We start from the raw sequence: 15,126 nt of genomic DNA on the forward strand, positions 1-15,126 counted from the left end.
TTCAGAAGTCGGCGCTGACCGCAAAGAGGAAGGTCCGCGGCGCGCCCCGGTAGAGCGAGGCCGACATCCAGTAGTTCCTGTCGAACAGGTTCTCGATGTTGGCGTGCAACGTGACCGGCCCGCGCGTGGTCTCGAAGCGGTAGCGAGCGCCGATGTCGAAGCGCGTCCATTCAGGGATGCGCTGGGTGTTCTGCTGGTTCAGATAGGCCGAGCCGGTCTGGATCACGCGGCCGGTGGCGGTGAGGCCCGGCGCGAAGGGCACGTCCCACTCGCCGCCGAGGTTGAGGCTCCAGCGCGGGGAGTTGGTGGCCAGGCGGCCGTTCAGCGTGCCGCCCGGCGTGCTGGTCAGCTCCGCCTCCATGTACATGACGCCGCCGAGCAGGCGCAGGCCCGGCACGGCCTCTCCGAAGGCGTTGAGCTCCACGCCGCGGTTCCGCTGCTCGCCGTTGGTGACGAAGAAGTTGGTGGCGGGGTCGGTGAAGCTGCTGGGCCGGGTGATCTGGAAGGCGGCAAGCGTGGTGGTGACGCGGCCCCAATCCACCTTCACGCCGACCTCATACTGGTTGGCGACGAAAGGGGCCAGGATCTCGCCGGCATTGCGCGTGCCGGCGGGGGCCTGGCCGCCCTGGCTCAGCCCCTCGATATAGTTCGCGTAGAGCGAGACGTTGCGCCAGGGCTTCACCACGAGGCCGACCACGGGCGTCAGCGCGCTTTCGTTGTAGGCGGCGGTGCGCGCGCCGGTGGCCGCGCTGTAGCTGCGCGAGCGGACGTACTGCTGGCGCAGGCCGGCGGTCACCTCCAAGCGCTCGTCCAGGAAGGAGAGCGTGTCGGCCACGGCGACGCTGGTCAGCGCGAGATAGCCGGTGCGCGGGATGCCGGGCAGGATCGGCAGGTTCGGCCGCGCCACCAGCCGCGGCGAGTAGATGTTCGAGGTCCGGGCCGCCAGGCTGCTGGTCACGACGCCCGAGGTCTGCTCCAGATAGGTCCCCGCCAGGCTGAGGCGATGGCCGATCGGCCCGGTCTGCGCCCGTGCGCGGATCCCCATCTCCGAGCTGATCGCGTCGTAGTACTCGTTGTTGTAGATCGCGTTCTCGGTGAAGTTGCCGTTGCCCAGCAGGTTCTGGCCGAAGGGCAGGATGTATTCCGTGGTGTAGTGGCGGCCGCCGAAGGCGCCATAGGCCGTGACGTTCTCCGCGATGTCGTACTCGCCGCGCAGCACGCCGTAGACCGCATCGCTGTTCCAGAAGGTCCAGGGCTGGTAGAGGCTGCGCGTCGCGCTGGGGGCGGTGGGCGGCCGCGTGAGGTTGGCGGCGAGCGCCATCAGCCCCTCCGTCCCCTTCTGGTGCTCCTGCTGCCAGCCGAAATCGAGCGAGACGCGGGCCCGGCTGCCGCGCCAGTCGAAGCCGCCCGTCACCTCGCCGTGCTGCTGCGAGGTGCGGCTGTAGTCGCCGTCGCGGAAGACGCCGTTGATCCGCGCGCCGAACTGGTTGTCGGCGCCGAAGCGCCGGCCGACATCGAAGGATCCGCCGAAATTCGAGTCGGAGATGTAGTTGGCGGTCAGCCGCGTCAGCGGCACCTCGTCGGCACGCTTGGGCACGATGTTGATGGCGCCGCCGCTGGCACCGCTCGGCGACATGCCGTTCAGCAGCGCGTTCGGCCCGCGCAGGACCTCCACGCGCTCGGCCGCGGCCACGGAGCCGCGCCAGTAGGGCAGGATGCCGAAGAGCCCGCCGAAGGCCACGTCCTGGTTGGCGACCGGGAAGCCCCGCATGGTGAAGACCTCGCTGCCGTTCGAGACGGGCGAGACCATGCGGACCGAGGGCTCGTTGATCATCAGGTCCGCCAGGCTGCGCGCCTGCGTGTCGCGGATGGTCTGCGCGGTGTAGTTCGTCGTGCTGAAGGGCGTGTCCATGATCGACCGGTTGCCGAGCAGGCCGAGCTGCCCGCCGGTCGCCACCTGCCCGCCGGCATAGGCGCGCGGCAGGTTGCCGATTATCGCCGTGGAGGGGGTGGTCGCGCCGGTCACCTCCATCTGCGGCAGGGTGACCGCGCCCTCCTGGCCCGGGATAGGCTGCAGCCGCACGACATTGCCGCCGGCGAGGCTGTGCATCAGGCCGGTGCCGGCCAGCACGCGATCGAGCGCCTGGGCGGCGGTCAGGCTGCCCGAGGCGCCGGGCGAGGTGCGGCCCTCGGCGAGGGCGGCGTCATAGACGATCTGCAGCCCGGTCTGCGCCGCGAGGCGGTTCAGCGCCTGGGCCAGCGGCCCCGGCGGCACGGCGATCGCGTTGACCGGTGCCGCGGGCTGGGCATAAGCCACCGCGGCGCCTCCCTCTGCGAGCAGCGTGCTCCCCAGCAGCGCCGCGCGCAGGGCAAGACCCACCCGGCAGCGCCACGCGCCAGCCCGATCCTTCGAAACCATACGACCCCCAACCGAACCCCGGGGCCGACTGCGGCCCCCTCCCTCATCAGGACGATGCGGGTCCGGATTCCGGGACGTGCGGCAGCAGAAAAATTTCAGCCGTGCAGGACGACGAGAAGACCGCCGACACGCGTGGAGCCGATGCCGAGCGCGCGCTCCAGCACCGTCAGCGCCGCCATCGGATCGCTGACGTCGAAGCTGCCGCTGATCCGCCGCTGGGCGAGCTGCCCGCTCGCGATGACGATGCGCGCACGGGTGCGCCGGCCGATGCGCTCGACCACCGAGGCCAGGGTGGCGTTCTCCACGACCAGCGTGCCGCCCCTCCAGGCGGCCATGGCGGCCGGATCGGCGCCGCGCACCGGACCCAGGCGGCCGTCGGCGCCATAGGCGACCTGCTGGCCCTCGCGCAGCGTGGCCTCCTCGGCGGGCCCGGCGGCGGCGGGCGCGGCGACGCGGACGGCATGCTGCGTGACGCCCACCTCGGCGCCCTCATCCGTCAGCCGGACGTCGAATTCGGTGCCGAGGGCGGTGCTCGACCCGCCGGCGGCGCGCACGACGAAGGGGCGCGCGGGATCGGCGGCCACACGGAAATAGGCCTCGCCGCGCAGCAGCCGCACCTCGCGCCGCGTCGCGTCGAAGGTGAAGGCGACGGCGGAGGTGGAGTCGAGCTGGACGGTCGAGCCGTCGGGCAGCGTCAGGACCGGCTGCTCGGCAAGTCCGGCGATGGCGTCGGCCTGGAGGCGCAACGGGCCGCCGAGCGCAAAGAAGAGCAGGATTCCGGCGGCGATGGCGGTCGGCGCCATCCAGGCGGCGCGCCGACGCCAGGTGGGGCGGGCCGCCCGCGCGGGCAGGCGCAGCGCGGCCGGCGCGCCCCGGAAGACGAACTGCGCGTCCCGAAAAGCGCGGGCATGGCGGGCGTCGCGCGCGAGCCAGTCCTCGCAGGCGGCGCGGTCCGCGGCGCTCGCCTCGGGCGCGTCGAGGCGCAGCACCCAGCCCGCCGCCTCGCTCCGGATCTCCGTGTCCCGCCGATCGCCCAATTGCGCCTCCATGCGCATAGCGGGCTGCCCTCCCTGCCCCGTCAAGGCTGCGAGAACCGTTCGAGGCAGGTCTCCAGCGCGAGGCGCAGGTGGCGGTCCACCATGTTGCGCGAGATGCCGAGGCGGCGTGCGATCTCGTCCGGCGCGAGGCCCTCGAGACGGTGCAGCGTGAAGACCTCCCGCTGACGCGGCGGCAGGTCCTCGATGATCCAGCGCAGCCGCTCCAGCTCCTCCCGGGCGATGAGGACGTGGTCCGCGCCGGGCGCCTGGCCCGGGACGGCGACGCGCTGCTCCTCGGTGAGGTGCAGCAGCGGCGATCGGCGGGCGTGGCGCTCGGCGTCGATCATGAGGTTGCGCGCGGTGCGGTGGAGATAGGCGCGCGGATCCTGCACGGCCTCGCTGGGCTGGACCTTCATGAGGCGGAGGAAGGATTCCTGGAGCAGGTCTTCCGCGGCCTCCAGCGCGACGCCGCGCCGGCGCAGCATGCGCATCACCTCGCCGGAATGGCGCTGGAAGGCGGCCAGCAGGGCGAAGCGGGGCGACGACATGGGGCGGCGGCGAATCCGGACGAGGGCGGTTCGCAGCCTTTGTGTCGCAATTGAGAGGCAGTCGCAATAAGGCAGCCAGCACACCGCAGCCGGCACGGCTTGGCAGACTATTTCGTCGCCTTCTCCATCGCGGCGCGCAGCGACCCGGCCGAGGCCTCGAAATCCACCCAGGGGTCCTCGGGGAGCGGCGCGTCGAGCAGCGCCGGGATGCGCAGCCCGGCCGGATCGAGCCCGGGCTTCACGTCGGGCCACTTGATGGGATGCGCCACCGGCGCACCCGACCGCCCGCGCGGCGACCAGTTGGCGATGGCCGTCGAAAGCCGGTCGTTGCGCAGGTAGTCGAGGAAGATGCGCCCCGTGCGGGCCTTCTTCGCCAGGGTCGTGGTGTAGAGGGTCGGCGCGTCGCGCTCCATCAGCATGCAGACCAGCCGGGCGAACTGCTTGGCCTGGGGCCAGTCCGGCGCCGCGCCGCGCTTCGGCACGGCGAGCGGCACCACGAGGTGCAGGCCCTTGCCGCCCGTCACGCGCGGGAAGGCCGTGAGGCCGAGGGTCTTCAGCCGCTCGCGCAGCTCCAGCCCGCCCTTCACCACGGCCTCGAAACCGAGCTCCGGCGCGGGGTCGAGGTCGAAGATCAGGCGATCGGGCGTCTCAGGCCGGTCGGCCTTGGCGCCCCAGGGGTGGATCTCGACTACGGACACCTGCGCCAACGCCGCCAGCCCCGCGGCGTCATCGATGCGCATATAGGGCTTGGGCTGGCCCTCGATCGGCACGGCGCGGATCAGCGGCGACTGGCCGGGCATGGCATGACGCTGGAAGAAGAGCTGGTGGCCGATCCCGTCCGGCGCCCGCAGCACCGAGATGGGCCGGCCGGCCACCTCGGCCAGGATGCGATCGGCGAAACGCGCGTAGTAGGCGCCGAGATCGCCCTTGGTGACGGCGGGCGTGGTGTCGGTGGCGGGCCAGAGCACCTTCTCCGGATGGGTCAGCGCCAGGGCCGGCTTCGCTCGCTTCATTGTGGCAGCGGAAGGCGGCGGCGCGGGCTTCTCCGGCGGCGTCACCTCGGCCGCCGGCTTGTCCTCGCGCAGGCCCTGGAAGCTGGCATGCCGCAGGATTCCCTCCTCGGTGAGGCCGCCATAGGCGATCTCGGCGACCAGCTTCGGCTCGGCCCAGATGGCGTCGCTGATCCGCGCGGGCTGCGCGCCGACGAAAGGCGAGGTCTTGCGGCGCAGCGGCTCCAGCCTCTTCATCAGCATCGCACCCATGGTGCCGGAGAAGCCGGTGCCGACGCGGCCCATGTAGACCAGCTTGCCGTTGCGCAACGCACCCATCAGCAACGAGCCGAGGCCCTTGCCCTGGCCCCGCTTCTCCAGCGACCAGCCGCCGATGAGGAACTCGTCGCGGCCGCGGCATTTCGCCTTGGTCCAGGCCATGCCGCGGCCGGAGGTGTAGGGCGCGTCGGCGCGCTTGGAGACGATGCCCTCCATGTGCAGGCGGCAGGCGCTGGCCAGCACCGCGTCGCCGGGCTGGGTGAAGTGGTCGAGGTAGCGGATTGCATGGCCCGTCGCGGGAAGGTGCGCCTTCAGCGCCTCCTTGCGGGCCAGCTGCGTCTCCCGACGGAGGTCCCTGATACCGTCATGCAGCAGGTCGAAGGCCCAGTAGAGAAGCGGCGCCTTGCGCTCGCCGGCCAGCACGGCCTGGAGCGCGCCGAAGCTCGGCTGGTTGTCGGCGTCGAGCGCGACGGCCTCGCCGTCGATGATCCCGTCCGGCAGCGACGCGGCCTCCTTCGCGATGCTGGGGAAGCGATCGGTCCAGTCGAGGCCGGTGCGCGTGCGGAGGGTGGCCTTGCCCTTTTCCACCCGCAGCTGAAGCCGGTAGCCGTCGAGCTTCAGCTCATGGATCCAGTCCTTGCCCTCCGGCGGCGTGGAGACGAGCTGGCATAGCTGGGGGGCCACGAAATCCGGCATGGATTCCGGCTTCGCCTTCGCGGCGGCCTTCCGGGCGGGCTTCGGCGGTGCCGGCTCCTCCGTCGGGGCCGAATGCCAGACCTCCTCCTCCTTCGCGGGCGCGTTCTTCGCGATCTGCGCCATGGTGCGGCCCGTTTTCACGGATTTTTCGGCCTTCAGCACCGCGTCGCCCGCGCCGGGCGTCGCCATGCTGTCCTTCTCCTTGATGAGCAGCCAGTTGTTGCGCTTGGACTTCTCGCCCGGGCGCGGCTTCAGCCGGATGAGGACGAAGCCGCCCTTCAGGCGTTCGCCGGAAACCACGAACTTCAGCTCGCCCTTGGCGAGGTCGCGGTCCACGTTCTTCGGGTCGAGCGGCGCCCAGGTTCCGCGGTCCCACAGCATCACCGTGCCGGCGCCATAGCCCGGCGCGGGGATGATGCCCTCGAAGCTGCCATAGTCGAGCGGATGGTCCTCCACCTCCACGGCCAGGCGCTTGTCGGCCGGGTCCATCGAGGGTCCGCGCGTCACCGCCCAGGACTTCAGCACGCCCTCCCATTCGAGGCGGAAGTCGTAGTGCAGCCGGGTCGCGTCGTGCTTCTGGATGACGAAGGCCAGGCGTTGCCCCGTCGCCGCGCCACCCTGCGGCTCCGGCGAGCGGGAAAAATCCCGCTTGGCGCGATAGGTCTCGAGCTTGTTCGCCGCGACCGCCATCGCCCTAGCCCGCGCGGCGGCGCTTGGCCGGGGCTGCCTTCTTCGGCGGCGGCGCCTTGGCGGGAGCCTTCTTCGCGGCCGGCTTCGCCGCAGCGCGCTTGGCGGGAGCGGCCTTGGCCGCGGGCTTGCGCTGATCGTTGGCCGGCTTGCCGCCCTGCTCCAGGCTCTTCCGCAGCGCCTCCATCAGGTCGATGACATTGTCGTTGCGCGGGGGCGGCGCGGTCACGCCGCCGTCGTCGCCGCCCTTCTTGCTCTCGATGAGCGCGCGCAGCGCGTCTTCGTAGCGGTCGTTGAACTGGCTTGGGTCGAAAGCGCCGGCCTGCTGCTCGATGATCTTGTCCGCGATCTCGATCATCTGCCTGTTCGGCTTCATGCTCGGGATGTCATCGAACAACGCGTCCTCGTCGCGAATCTCGTCATGGCTGCGCAGGGTGGTCAGCAGCATGCCCCTGCCGCGCGGCTCGATCGCCACCACGCGCTCGCGCGTGCCGATCACGACCCGGGCCAGCGCGACCTTGCCCGCATCCTCCATGGCGCTGCGGATCACGGTGAAGGCGTCCAGCCCGGCCTTGCCGTCGGGCACGAGGTAGTAGGGCGAGTCCCACCAGATCCGGTCGATCTCCTTCTGGTCGACGAAGCGCTCGATATCGATGGTGCGCGTGCTCTCCAGCCGGACGGATTTGATCTCCTCGTCCGTCAGCAGGACGTATTGATCCTTCTCGTACTCGAAGCCTCTCACGAGCTTCTTCCGCTCCACCTCGCCGGCCTCGGGGTCCACCACGATCTGGCGGATCCGGTTGCCCGTCTCAGGGTTGATCAGGTGGAAGTGGATGTCGCTCGCATAGCTCGTCGCTGGGTAGAGCGACACGGGGCAGGCCACCAGCGACAGCCGGAGGTGACCCTCCCAGGTGGGCCTTTGTGCCATGCCTCGGATCTCCTAACCGAGGCGGAACGCTAGACCCAGGGCCGGGTTGCGCCCAGCGGAATCCGCGACGGGCGCGGCCGACGAGGGGGCGGAGCCCGTCTCCCGTCGAGAAGGCGCCCGAATTATCGATAAATGTGTGTCGGCCGGCGGGAGCACAGGTAAGAACACTTCGCAATTCGAGCCGACCCGGCACGCTGTCGTGCCGGATGCCGACGCACGGGAATCCCAACTCCAAGGCCGGTTTCAGGCCATCCCGAAGGAGGGGGCCCGAAGGCGGGGAAGGTGCTCTGCTTTGTCGGACTAAGTCCCTGGCGGGGCCGTCGTCCCCGACTCACGTGACATCTTTCGGCGCGCGGCGATCTGCCCCATCCTCGCGCCCGGAGGAAATACCGATGCGTGGGAGCGTACCCGCTTGTCCCTGATGACCTATCTCAATCGCGTGCAGTTCGCGCGCGGCGCGGTGTCGTGCCTCGCGGAGGAGCTCGCGCTGGCTGGCATCGCGCGGCCGCTGCTGGTGACCGACAAGGGCGTGATCGCGGCCGGGCTGCTCGACCGCATCCGCTCGGCGCTGCCGGACGGCATGGCGGTCGCCGTCTTCGATGCGGTGCCACCCAACCCGACCGAGGCCGCGGTGCTCGCGGCCACGCGCGCCTATCGCGACCATGGGGCTGACGGCGTGCTCGGCCTGGGCGGCGGCTCGCCGCTCGACCTGGCGAAGGCCGTGGCGCTGCTGGCGACGCATGAAGGCCCGCTGTCCCAATATGCCGTGATCGAGGGCGGGCTGGCGCGCATCACGGCGAAGGCGGCTCCGGTGGTGGCGATCCCCACCACCTCCGGCACCGGCAGCGAGGTGAGCCGCGGCGCGCTGATCGTGCTCGAAGACGGGCGAAAGCTCTCCATCGGCAGCCCCCACCTGATCCCGCGCGCGGCGATCTGCGATCCCGACCTGACCCTGGGTCTGCCACCGATGCTGACGGCCGGCACGGGCATGGATGCCATGGCGCATTGCGTGGAAACGCTCTGCTCGCCGCGCGTGAACCCCATTGCCGACGCCATCGCGCGCGACGGCCTGGCGCGCGCCTGGACTTTTCTGCCGCGCGCTGTCGCCGATGGGTCGGACGTCGCGGCGCGCGAGGCGATGATGCTCGCCTCCATGCAGGGCGCGCTGGCCTTCCAGAAGGGGCTGGGCGCGGTGCACGCGCTGTCGCACCCTTTAGGAGGACTCTCCGTGCCGCTGCACCACGGCACGCTCAATGCCGTGCTGCTGCCCTACGTCCTACGCTTCAACGCGCCGGCCATCGAGGCCGTCCTGCCCATTCTCGCCGCGGCGATGGGCGAGCCGGCGGATGCGCCGCTGCTGGCCGGTGCCATCGCCGATCTCTCTGTTTCCATCGGCCTGCCGGCGACGCTCGGCGAGATGGGCGTGCCGGCCTCTGCGCTGCCCGCCATCGCCGATGCCGCGATGCTCGACCACCACCACCTGACCAACCCCAGGCGCGCCACGCGCGAGGATTACCTCGCCTTGCTGCGCGCCGCCCACGCCGGAGACTGACGCATGTCGGACAGCCCCGAACCCCGCACCATGTTCGAGAAGATCTGGGATGCGCATCGCGTGCTCGATCGCGAGGACGGCCAGACCCTGCTCTACGTGGACCGGCATCTCGTGCATGACGGCCTGGCGCCGGCCTTCGAGATGCTGCGCAAGCGCGGCATGGCGCCACGTGCCCCCGACCGGACCTTCGGCACGCCGGACCATTACGTCTCGACCGACGCCGTCGAGCGCGAAGCGATGACCCATGAGGAAAACCGCTTCATGGTCAAGTCGCTGGAGCGCAACGCCGCGGAATTCGGCTTTCAGCTCTTCGGGTTGAAGAGCGGGCATGAGGGCATCGTCCATGTCGTCGGGCCCGAGACCGGGCTGAGTCAGCCCGGCCTGATCATCGTCTGCGGCGACAGCCACACCTCCACGCATGGCGCGCTGGGCGCGCTGGCCTTCGGCATCGGCGCCACCGAGGTTGCGCATGTGCTGGGCTCGCAGACGCTGTGGCAGCGCAAGCCGCTCAACATGCGCATCAACGTGGAGGGCGAGCTCGGCTTCGGCGTGACGGCGAAGGACGTGATCCTCGCCATCATCGCGAAGATCGGCACGGCGGGCGCCACCGGCCACGTGATCGAATATGCCGGCAGCGCGATCCGCGGTCTCTCGATGGAGGGCCGCCTGACCCTCTGCAACATGTCCATCGAGGCCGGTGGCCGCGCCGGCATGGTGGCGCCGGACCAGACGACCTTCGACTACATCGCCGGCCGCGCCTATGCGCCGCAGGGCATCGAGTGGGAAGACGCGGTCGCAAGCTGGAAGCGCCTGCCGAGCGACCCCGGCGCGCGCTTCGACAAGGAGGTCACGCTGGACGGCTCCGCCATCGCGCCCATGGTCACCTGGGGCAACAGCCCGGAGGACGCGCTGCCTATCGACGCGCGCATTCCCGACCCCGAGCACGAGCCGGACGCCGCGCGCCGGAGCATCATGGCCGACAATTTCCGCTACATGGGCCTGACGCCGGATGCGCCGCTCGAAAGCCTGGCCGTGAACCGCGTCTTCATCGGCTCCTGCACCAATGGCCGCATCGAGGACCTGCGCGCCGCCGCCGCCGTCGCGCGCGGTCGCCACGTAGCCGAGGGCGTGACGGCCTGGGTCGTGCCGGGCTCTGCCCCGGTGAAAAAGCAGGCCGAGGAGGAGGGGCTGGACCGCATCTTCCGCGAGGCCGGCTTCGACTGGCGCGAGGCCGGCTGCTCCATGTGCCTCGGCACGAACGGCGAGATCGGCGTGCCGGGCGAGCGCGTCGCCTCCACCTCCAACCGCAACTTTCGCGGGCGCCAGGGACCTGGGGTGCGCACGCATCTGATGGGGCCGGCGATGGCCGCCGCCGCTGCGGTGGAAGGCCATCTCACCGACGTCCGCCGCCTGATGGGAGACGCCTGATGGATCCCTTCATCCGCCTCACCTCCTGCGCCGTGCCCTTCCGTCGCGCGAACATCGACACGGACCAGATCCTGCCTGCGCGCTACCTCGCCAGGCCCCGCGACGAGGACCAGGCGCCCTTCCTGTTCCGCGACCTGCGCCTCAACCCCGATGGCAGCGAGGTGCCGGGCTTCCCGCTGAACCAGCCGCATTGGCGCGAGGCGAAGATCATCCTAGGCGGGCAGAACTTCGCCTGCGGCTCCTCGCGCGAGAATGCGGTCTGGACGATCTACGACCGCGGTGTCCGCGCCGTGATCGCGCCGAGCTTCGGCGACATCTTCTCCAACAACTCCGTGAAGAACGGCATGCTGGCCGTCGTGCTGCCGGCCGATGCGGTCGCGGAGCTGATGGACGAGGCGGAGGCCTCGCCCGGCGCGGAGATCACCGTCGACCTGCCCTCGCAGACCGTCACCTCGGCGGCCGGAAAGGTCTGGCACTTCGACATCGACCCCTTCGCCAAGCGCAGCCTTCTCGAGGGGCTGGACGAGCTGGCCTTCACCCTCACCCATTCCGAGGACATCGCCGCCTTCGAGCGACGTCTCGGTCGTCATAATCTTTAGGGAGAACATTTCACATGCACATCGCAGTCCTGGGCGGCGACGGAATCGGACCGGAGGTGACGGCACAGGCCGTGAAGGCGTTGCGCGCCGTCGCAGCCAACGGCCCGCAATTCGAGATGACGGAGGCCAAGATCGGCGACGCCGCCTACGACACCACCGGCGACCCGCTGCCCGAGGCCACGGCCCAGCTCGCCGAGAAGGCCGACGCCATCCTCTTCGGCGCCGCCGGCACCTATGAGAGCGACCTGCGCCCCGCCCACCAACGCGGCGGCCATGGGCTGCTGCGTCTGCGCAAGCGCATGGACCTCTTCGCCAATTTCCGCCCCGTCTTCGCCTTCCCCGAGCTGATCGGCGCCTCCACGCTGCGGCGCGAGGCGATCGAAGGCGTGGACCTCGTGGTCCTGCGCGAGCTCACCGGCGACATCTATTTCGGCACGCCGCGCGGCATCCATGAGGAGAACGGCGAGCGCGTCGGCATCAACACCATGCGCTACAGCGAGAGCGAGATCCGCCGCGTCGCCCGCGCCGGCTTCGAGGCCGCGCGCAAGCGCCGCAAGAAGCTCTGTTCCGTTGACAAGGCGAACGTGCTGGAGACCAGCCTGCTCTGGCGCGAGGTGGTGACCCAGGTCGGCCTCGAATACCCCGACGTGGAGCTCAAGCACGAATACGTGGACGCGATGGCCATGCTGCTCGTCCGCAAGCCGAAAGAGTTCGACGTGATCGTCACCGGCAACATCTTCGGCGACATCCTCTCGGACGCGGCGGCGATGCTGACGGGTTCCATCGGCATGCTGCCCTCCGCCTCGCTCAACGCTGATGCCCGCGGCCTCTATGAGCCGGTGCACGGCTCCGCGCCTGACATCGCCGGCAAGGACATCGCCAATCCGCTGGCCTCGATCCTCTCGGCCGCGATGCTGCTGCGCCACTCGCTGAACAAGCCCGAGATGGCCGACCGCGTCGAGAGCGCCGTGCGCCGTGTCCTCGCCGAGGGCTACCGCACGGCCGACATCATGGAGGAGGGCGCCACCCTCCTCGGCACCGATGCCATGGGCGATGCCGTCGCCCGGGAGATCGCGCGCCTCACCCACTGAACCGGACTTCGCATACAGGGAGTAACGAACATGAAAATATGGACCACCCGCCGCGCCGTCCTCGGCGCGGCCCTCGCGACGCCGATGATCGCGCGTGCCCAGGACAACTGGCCCAACCGGCCCATCCGCTTCGTCGTGGCCTTCGCGGCCGGCGGCGCGGCGGATACGGCCGCGCGCTCGATCGCCGCCGACATGCAGGAATCGCTCGGCCAGAACATCGTCATCGAGAACCGCACGGGCGGCAACGCGACCATCGCCGCCAACGCCACGCTGCAGTCGCCGCGCGACGGCTACACCTTCCTGGTGGACGCCGCGAACCAGCTCACCAACCCCGTTCTGATGCGCGACCTCGGCTTCGACTACCAGCGGGACTTCGTGCCGGTGACGCAGATCTCCTCCTTCCCGCAGGTGATCGCGGTGAAGACGGATTTTCCGGCGCGCAACCTCGCCGAGTTCATCGCCTATGCGAAGGCGAATCCCAACACGATCAGCGTCGGCACGCCGCCGGCGGCGGGCATGGCCCATCTGGCGCTCGCGGCCTTCGAGCAGCAGGCCGGCGTGCGCCTGGTCCACGCGCCCTATCGCGGCGGCGCCGACGCGGCGCGCGACATCATGTCCGGCAGCATCGACGCGGTGCTCATCACCACCAACTCGGTGCGGCCGCCGGTCTCCTCCGGCAAGGCACGCGTTCTCGCGGTGACGAGCCTGGAGCGCATCCCCTCCCTGCCGGATGTGCCCACCATCGCGGAGTCGGGCTTCCCCGGCTACGACATGAACGATTGGAACGGTGTCTTCGCCGCAGTCGGCACGCCGATGGGTCCGATCACGCGCATCGCCGCGGCCGCCGCCGTCTCCGCGCGCGCGGCCGCGGTGCGGGCGCGCATGGATCCGGCCGGCGCCATCATGGTCGGCAGCTCGCCCGAGGTCTTTGCGAGCTGGCTCGACGGCCAGCGGCGGACGGCGGTGGAGGTGGTGCGCTCGGCGGGGATCACGCTGGGGTGAGGCGTCGCGCAGGGGCCGGATGTTGTTCTTTGTTACCCTCCGGTCTCTGACTTCCGCCGCGCCGCGCGCTATCACTGGGCCTCCCCAGGAGCGCCGGCATGCAAGCTTCCCGAGAGCGAACCGGATCAGGGCGGCCGGGCCGGCGGGCCTTTGCCCTGGTCCTTGGCCTCTCCGCCCTGCTGGCCGCTTGCGGCACCTCGGGCATCCAGGTGGAGCGCGAGGCGCACCTTCCGCCCGGCAGCGCCGGCGCCAGCTTCGTGATGCTGCCGGCGAGGGGACAGGACGGCGACCCCGGCTACGCCCGGAACGCCGAGCTGGTCGCGACCGAGCTGACCGCGCGCCATTTCGTGCGGGTCACGGAGCCGGGGACCGCGCGCTTCGCCGTGATGGTCTGGGAGGGGCGCCGCGAGCCCCGCGCCGCGGACAGCCAGTCCAGCGCCTACCCCGCCTCCGGCGCGCGGGTCCGCGGGAGGGGCGGGATGGGCATGCCCGGCGGCGGCCGCTCGCGCAGCAGCCCGCCTCCGGGCGATGCGGCGGCCTCCGATCCGCGCCCCGCGCGCCGCGTCGAGATTCAGATTTACGACCTCACCCAGCCGCGGGGGCCCGGCCAGCACGTGTTCACGACCGACGCCCAGCTGACGGAGGGGGAGGCCGGCGGACGCGGCTCGGCGGAGCTGATCGCCGCGGCCCTGCGGGATTTTCCCGGCCGTGAGCGGGAGCGGTTCTCGGTTCCGGTGAACCCGTGAGGCGGAACGCAGCCGAAACGCGAATCGCTTCCGGGCGCCAGCCGTGCCAAACTGGGCGCCGCACGGCAGCGAAGGCCTCAAAGTGACTTCGAATCTCGGCGACCCGCGCTTCTTCGCGCGCTCGGGTCCGCATTCCCTCGCTTCCGTGGCCGCCGCCGCGGAGGGCACGGCCCGCACGCAGGAACTGCTGTTCAGCGGCGTCGCGGCGCTGCATTCGGCCCGGCAGGATCAGGTCAGCTTCCTCGACAACCGCCGCTACCTTCCCGCGCTCGAGCACACGCATGCCGGCGCGGTGCTCGTGCATCCTGATCTGGCCGATCACGTCCCGAAGGGCGCGGTGCCGATCCTCACCACCTCGGTCTACGGCGCCTGGGCGCGGGTCGCGGCGCTTTTCCACCCGCTGCACCCGCGGGAGAGCGGCATCCATCCCATGGCCGCGGTCGATCCGACGGCGGTGATCCATCCGACGGCGATGATCGGGGCCTTCGTCTCGATCGGCGCCCATGCGGAGATCGGCGCGCGCTGCTGCATCGCCCCCGGCGCCGTGCTGGGCGACGGCGTCACCCTCGGCCCCGACTGCCGCGTGGGCGCGCAGGCCAGCATCAGCCACGCCCGCATCGGCGCGCGGGTCTATGTCTGCCCGGGCGCGCGCATCGGCCAGGAGGGCTTCAGCTTCGCGAAGACCAAGGACGGCTTCCTGAGCATCCCGCATCTGGGCCAGGTGATCGTGGAGGACGACGTCGAGATCGGCGCCAACAGCACCATCGACCGCGGCTCCTCGCGCGACACGGTCGTCGGGGCCGGCACGCGGATCGATAACCTCGTGCAGATCGCCCACAACGTGCAGCTCGGCCGCTACTGCGTGATCGTGGCCCAGGTGGGCATCGCGGGATCGACAACGGTGGAGGATTTCGTCCAGGTCGGCGGCCAGGCCGCCATGGCGGGACACCTGACCATCGGCACCGGATCGCAGATCGGCGCACAGTCCGGCGTCATCGCCGACGTGCCGCCCCATTCGCGCATGCTCGGAAGCCCCGCGCAGCCGGCGTCGCTGTTCTTCCGGCAGGTCGCGACGCTGAAGCGGCTGGTCGGGAAGCGCGGGTAGCGCGGTGGATGCGAGAGGGC

Annotated in this window: 12 protein-coding genes; 7 read left to right on the top strand and 5 right to left on the bottom strand. The window is 70.8% G+C overall.

The annotated features are described in order from the left end of the window. Position 1: 1 nt before the first annotated feature. From AC1ROY_RS25870 to ku, 5 genes are all read right to left on the bottom strand, one after another. Complete coding sequence (locus AC1ROY_RS25870; RefSeq protein ID WP_493151800.1) at positions 2–2,380, bottom strand: TonB-dependent siderophore receptor; 2,379 nt, start codon at positions 2,378–2,380, stop codon at positions 2–4. Between the two features lie 134 nt (positions 2,381–2,514). After that, positions 2,515–3,456 carry a FecR family protein gene (locus AC1ROY_RS25875; RefSeq protein WP_493151801.1) on the bottom strand — a complete coding sequence of 314 codons (942 nt, stop codon included), beginning with the start codon at positions 3,454–3,456 and terminating at the stop codon, positions 2,515–2,517. Between the two features lie 41 nt (positions 3,457–3,497). Beyond that, positions 3,498–4,004: an RNA polymerase sigma factor gene (locus tag AC1ROY_RS25880; RefSeq protein ID WP_493151802.1), complete on the bottom strand. Its 507-nt coding sequence runs from the start codon at positions 4,002–4,004 to the stop codon at positions 3,498–3,500. Between the two features lie 107 nt (positions 4,005–4,111). After that, the gene (gene ligD, locus AC1ROY_RS25885; RefSeq protein ID WP_493151803.1) at positions 4,112–6,658 is read right to left on the bottom strand and encodes a DNA ligase D; all 2,547 of its coding nucleotides are present in this window, start codon (positions 6,656–6,658) and stop codon (positions 4,112–4,114) included. A gap of 4 nt (positions 6,659–6,662) precedes the next feature. Continuing rightward, positions 6,663–7,583: a non-homologous end joining protein Ku gene (gene ku, locus AC1ROY_RS25890; RefSeq protein ID WP_493151804.1), complete on the bottom strand. Its 921-nt coding sequence runs from the start codon at positions 7,581–7,583 to the stop codon at positions 6,663–6,665. A 421-nt stretch (positions 7,584–8,004) separates the two neighbouring features. On the opposite strand from ku, the gene gbd reads away from it, so the two are divergent. The 7 genes from gbd to lpxD all read left to right on the top strand — a co-directional run bounded on the left by gbd (position 8,005) and on the right by lpxD (position 15,106). Then, a complete protein-coding gene (gbd, locus tag AC1ROY_RS25895; RefSeq protein ID WP_493151967.1) occupies positions 8,005–9,135 on the top strand; it encodes a 4-hydroxybutyrate dehydrogenase in 1,131 nt (376 codons plus the stop codon). A 3-nt stretch (positions 9,136–9,138) separates the two neighbouring features. Continuing rightward, positions 9,139–10,563 carry a 3-isopropylmalate dehydratase large subunit gene (gene leuC, locus AC1ROY_RS25900; RefSeq protein ID WP_493151805.1) on the top strand — a complete coding sequence of 475 codons (1,425 nt, stop codon included), beginning with the start codon at positions 9,139–9,141 and terminating at the stop codon, positions 10,561–10,563. Next, on the top strand, positions 10,563–11,162 hold the full coding sequence (gene leuD, locus AC1ROY_RS25905) for a 3-isopropylmalate dehydratase small subunit (protein WP_493151806.1): 600 nt from the start codon (positions 10,563–10,565) through the stop codon (positions 11,160–11,162). The genes leuC and leuD overlap by 1 nt, the downstream gene beginning before the upstream one ends. A 14-nt stretch (positions 11,163–11,176) precedes the next feature. Beyond that, a complete protein-coding gene (gene leuB, locus AC1ROY_RS25910) occupies positions 11,177–12,253 on the top strand; it encodes a 3-isopropylmalate dehydrogenase (RefSeq protein WP_493151807.1) in 1,077 nt (358 codons plus the stop codon). Positions 12,254–12,283: 30 nt separating this feature from the next. Beyond that, entirely contained in the window at positions 12,284–13,255 is a 972-nt protein-coding gene (locus tag AC1ROY_RS25915) for a Bug family tripartite tricarboxylate transporter substrate binding protein (RefSeq protein WP_493151808.1), read from the top strand. 98 nt (positions 13,256–13,353) lie between these two features. Beyond that, entirely contained in the window at positions 13,354–14,001 is a 648-nt protein-coding gene (locus AC1ROY_RS25920) for a hypothetical protein (protein ID WP_493151809.1), read from the top strand. An 82-nt stretch (positions 14,002–14,083) separates the two neighbouring features. Continuing rightward, positions 14,084–15,106: a UDP-3-O-(3-hydroxymyristoyl)glucosamine N-acyltransferase gene (gene lpxD, locus AC1ROY_RS25925; RefSeq protein WP_493151810.1), complete on the top strand. Its 1,023-nt coding sequence runs from the start codon at positions 14,084–14,086 to the stop codon at positions 15,104–15,106. Positions 15,107–15,126: the final 20 nt, after the last annotated feature.

The sequence above is a fragment of the Roseococcus sp. GW821-FHT12F05 genome, from assembly GCF_058806835.1.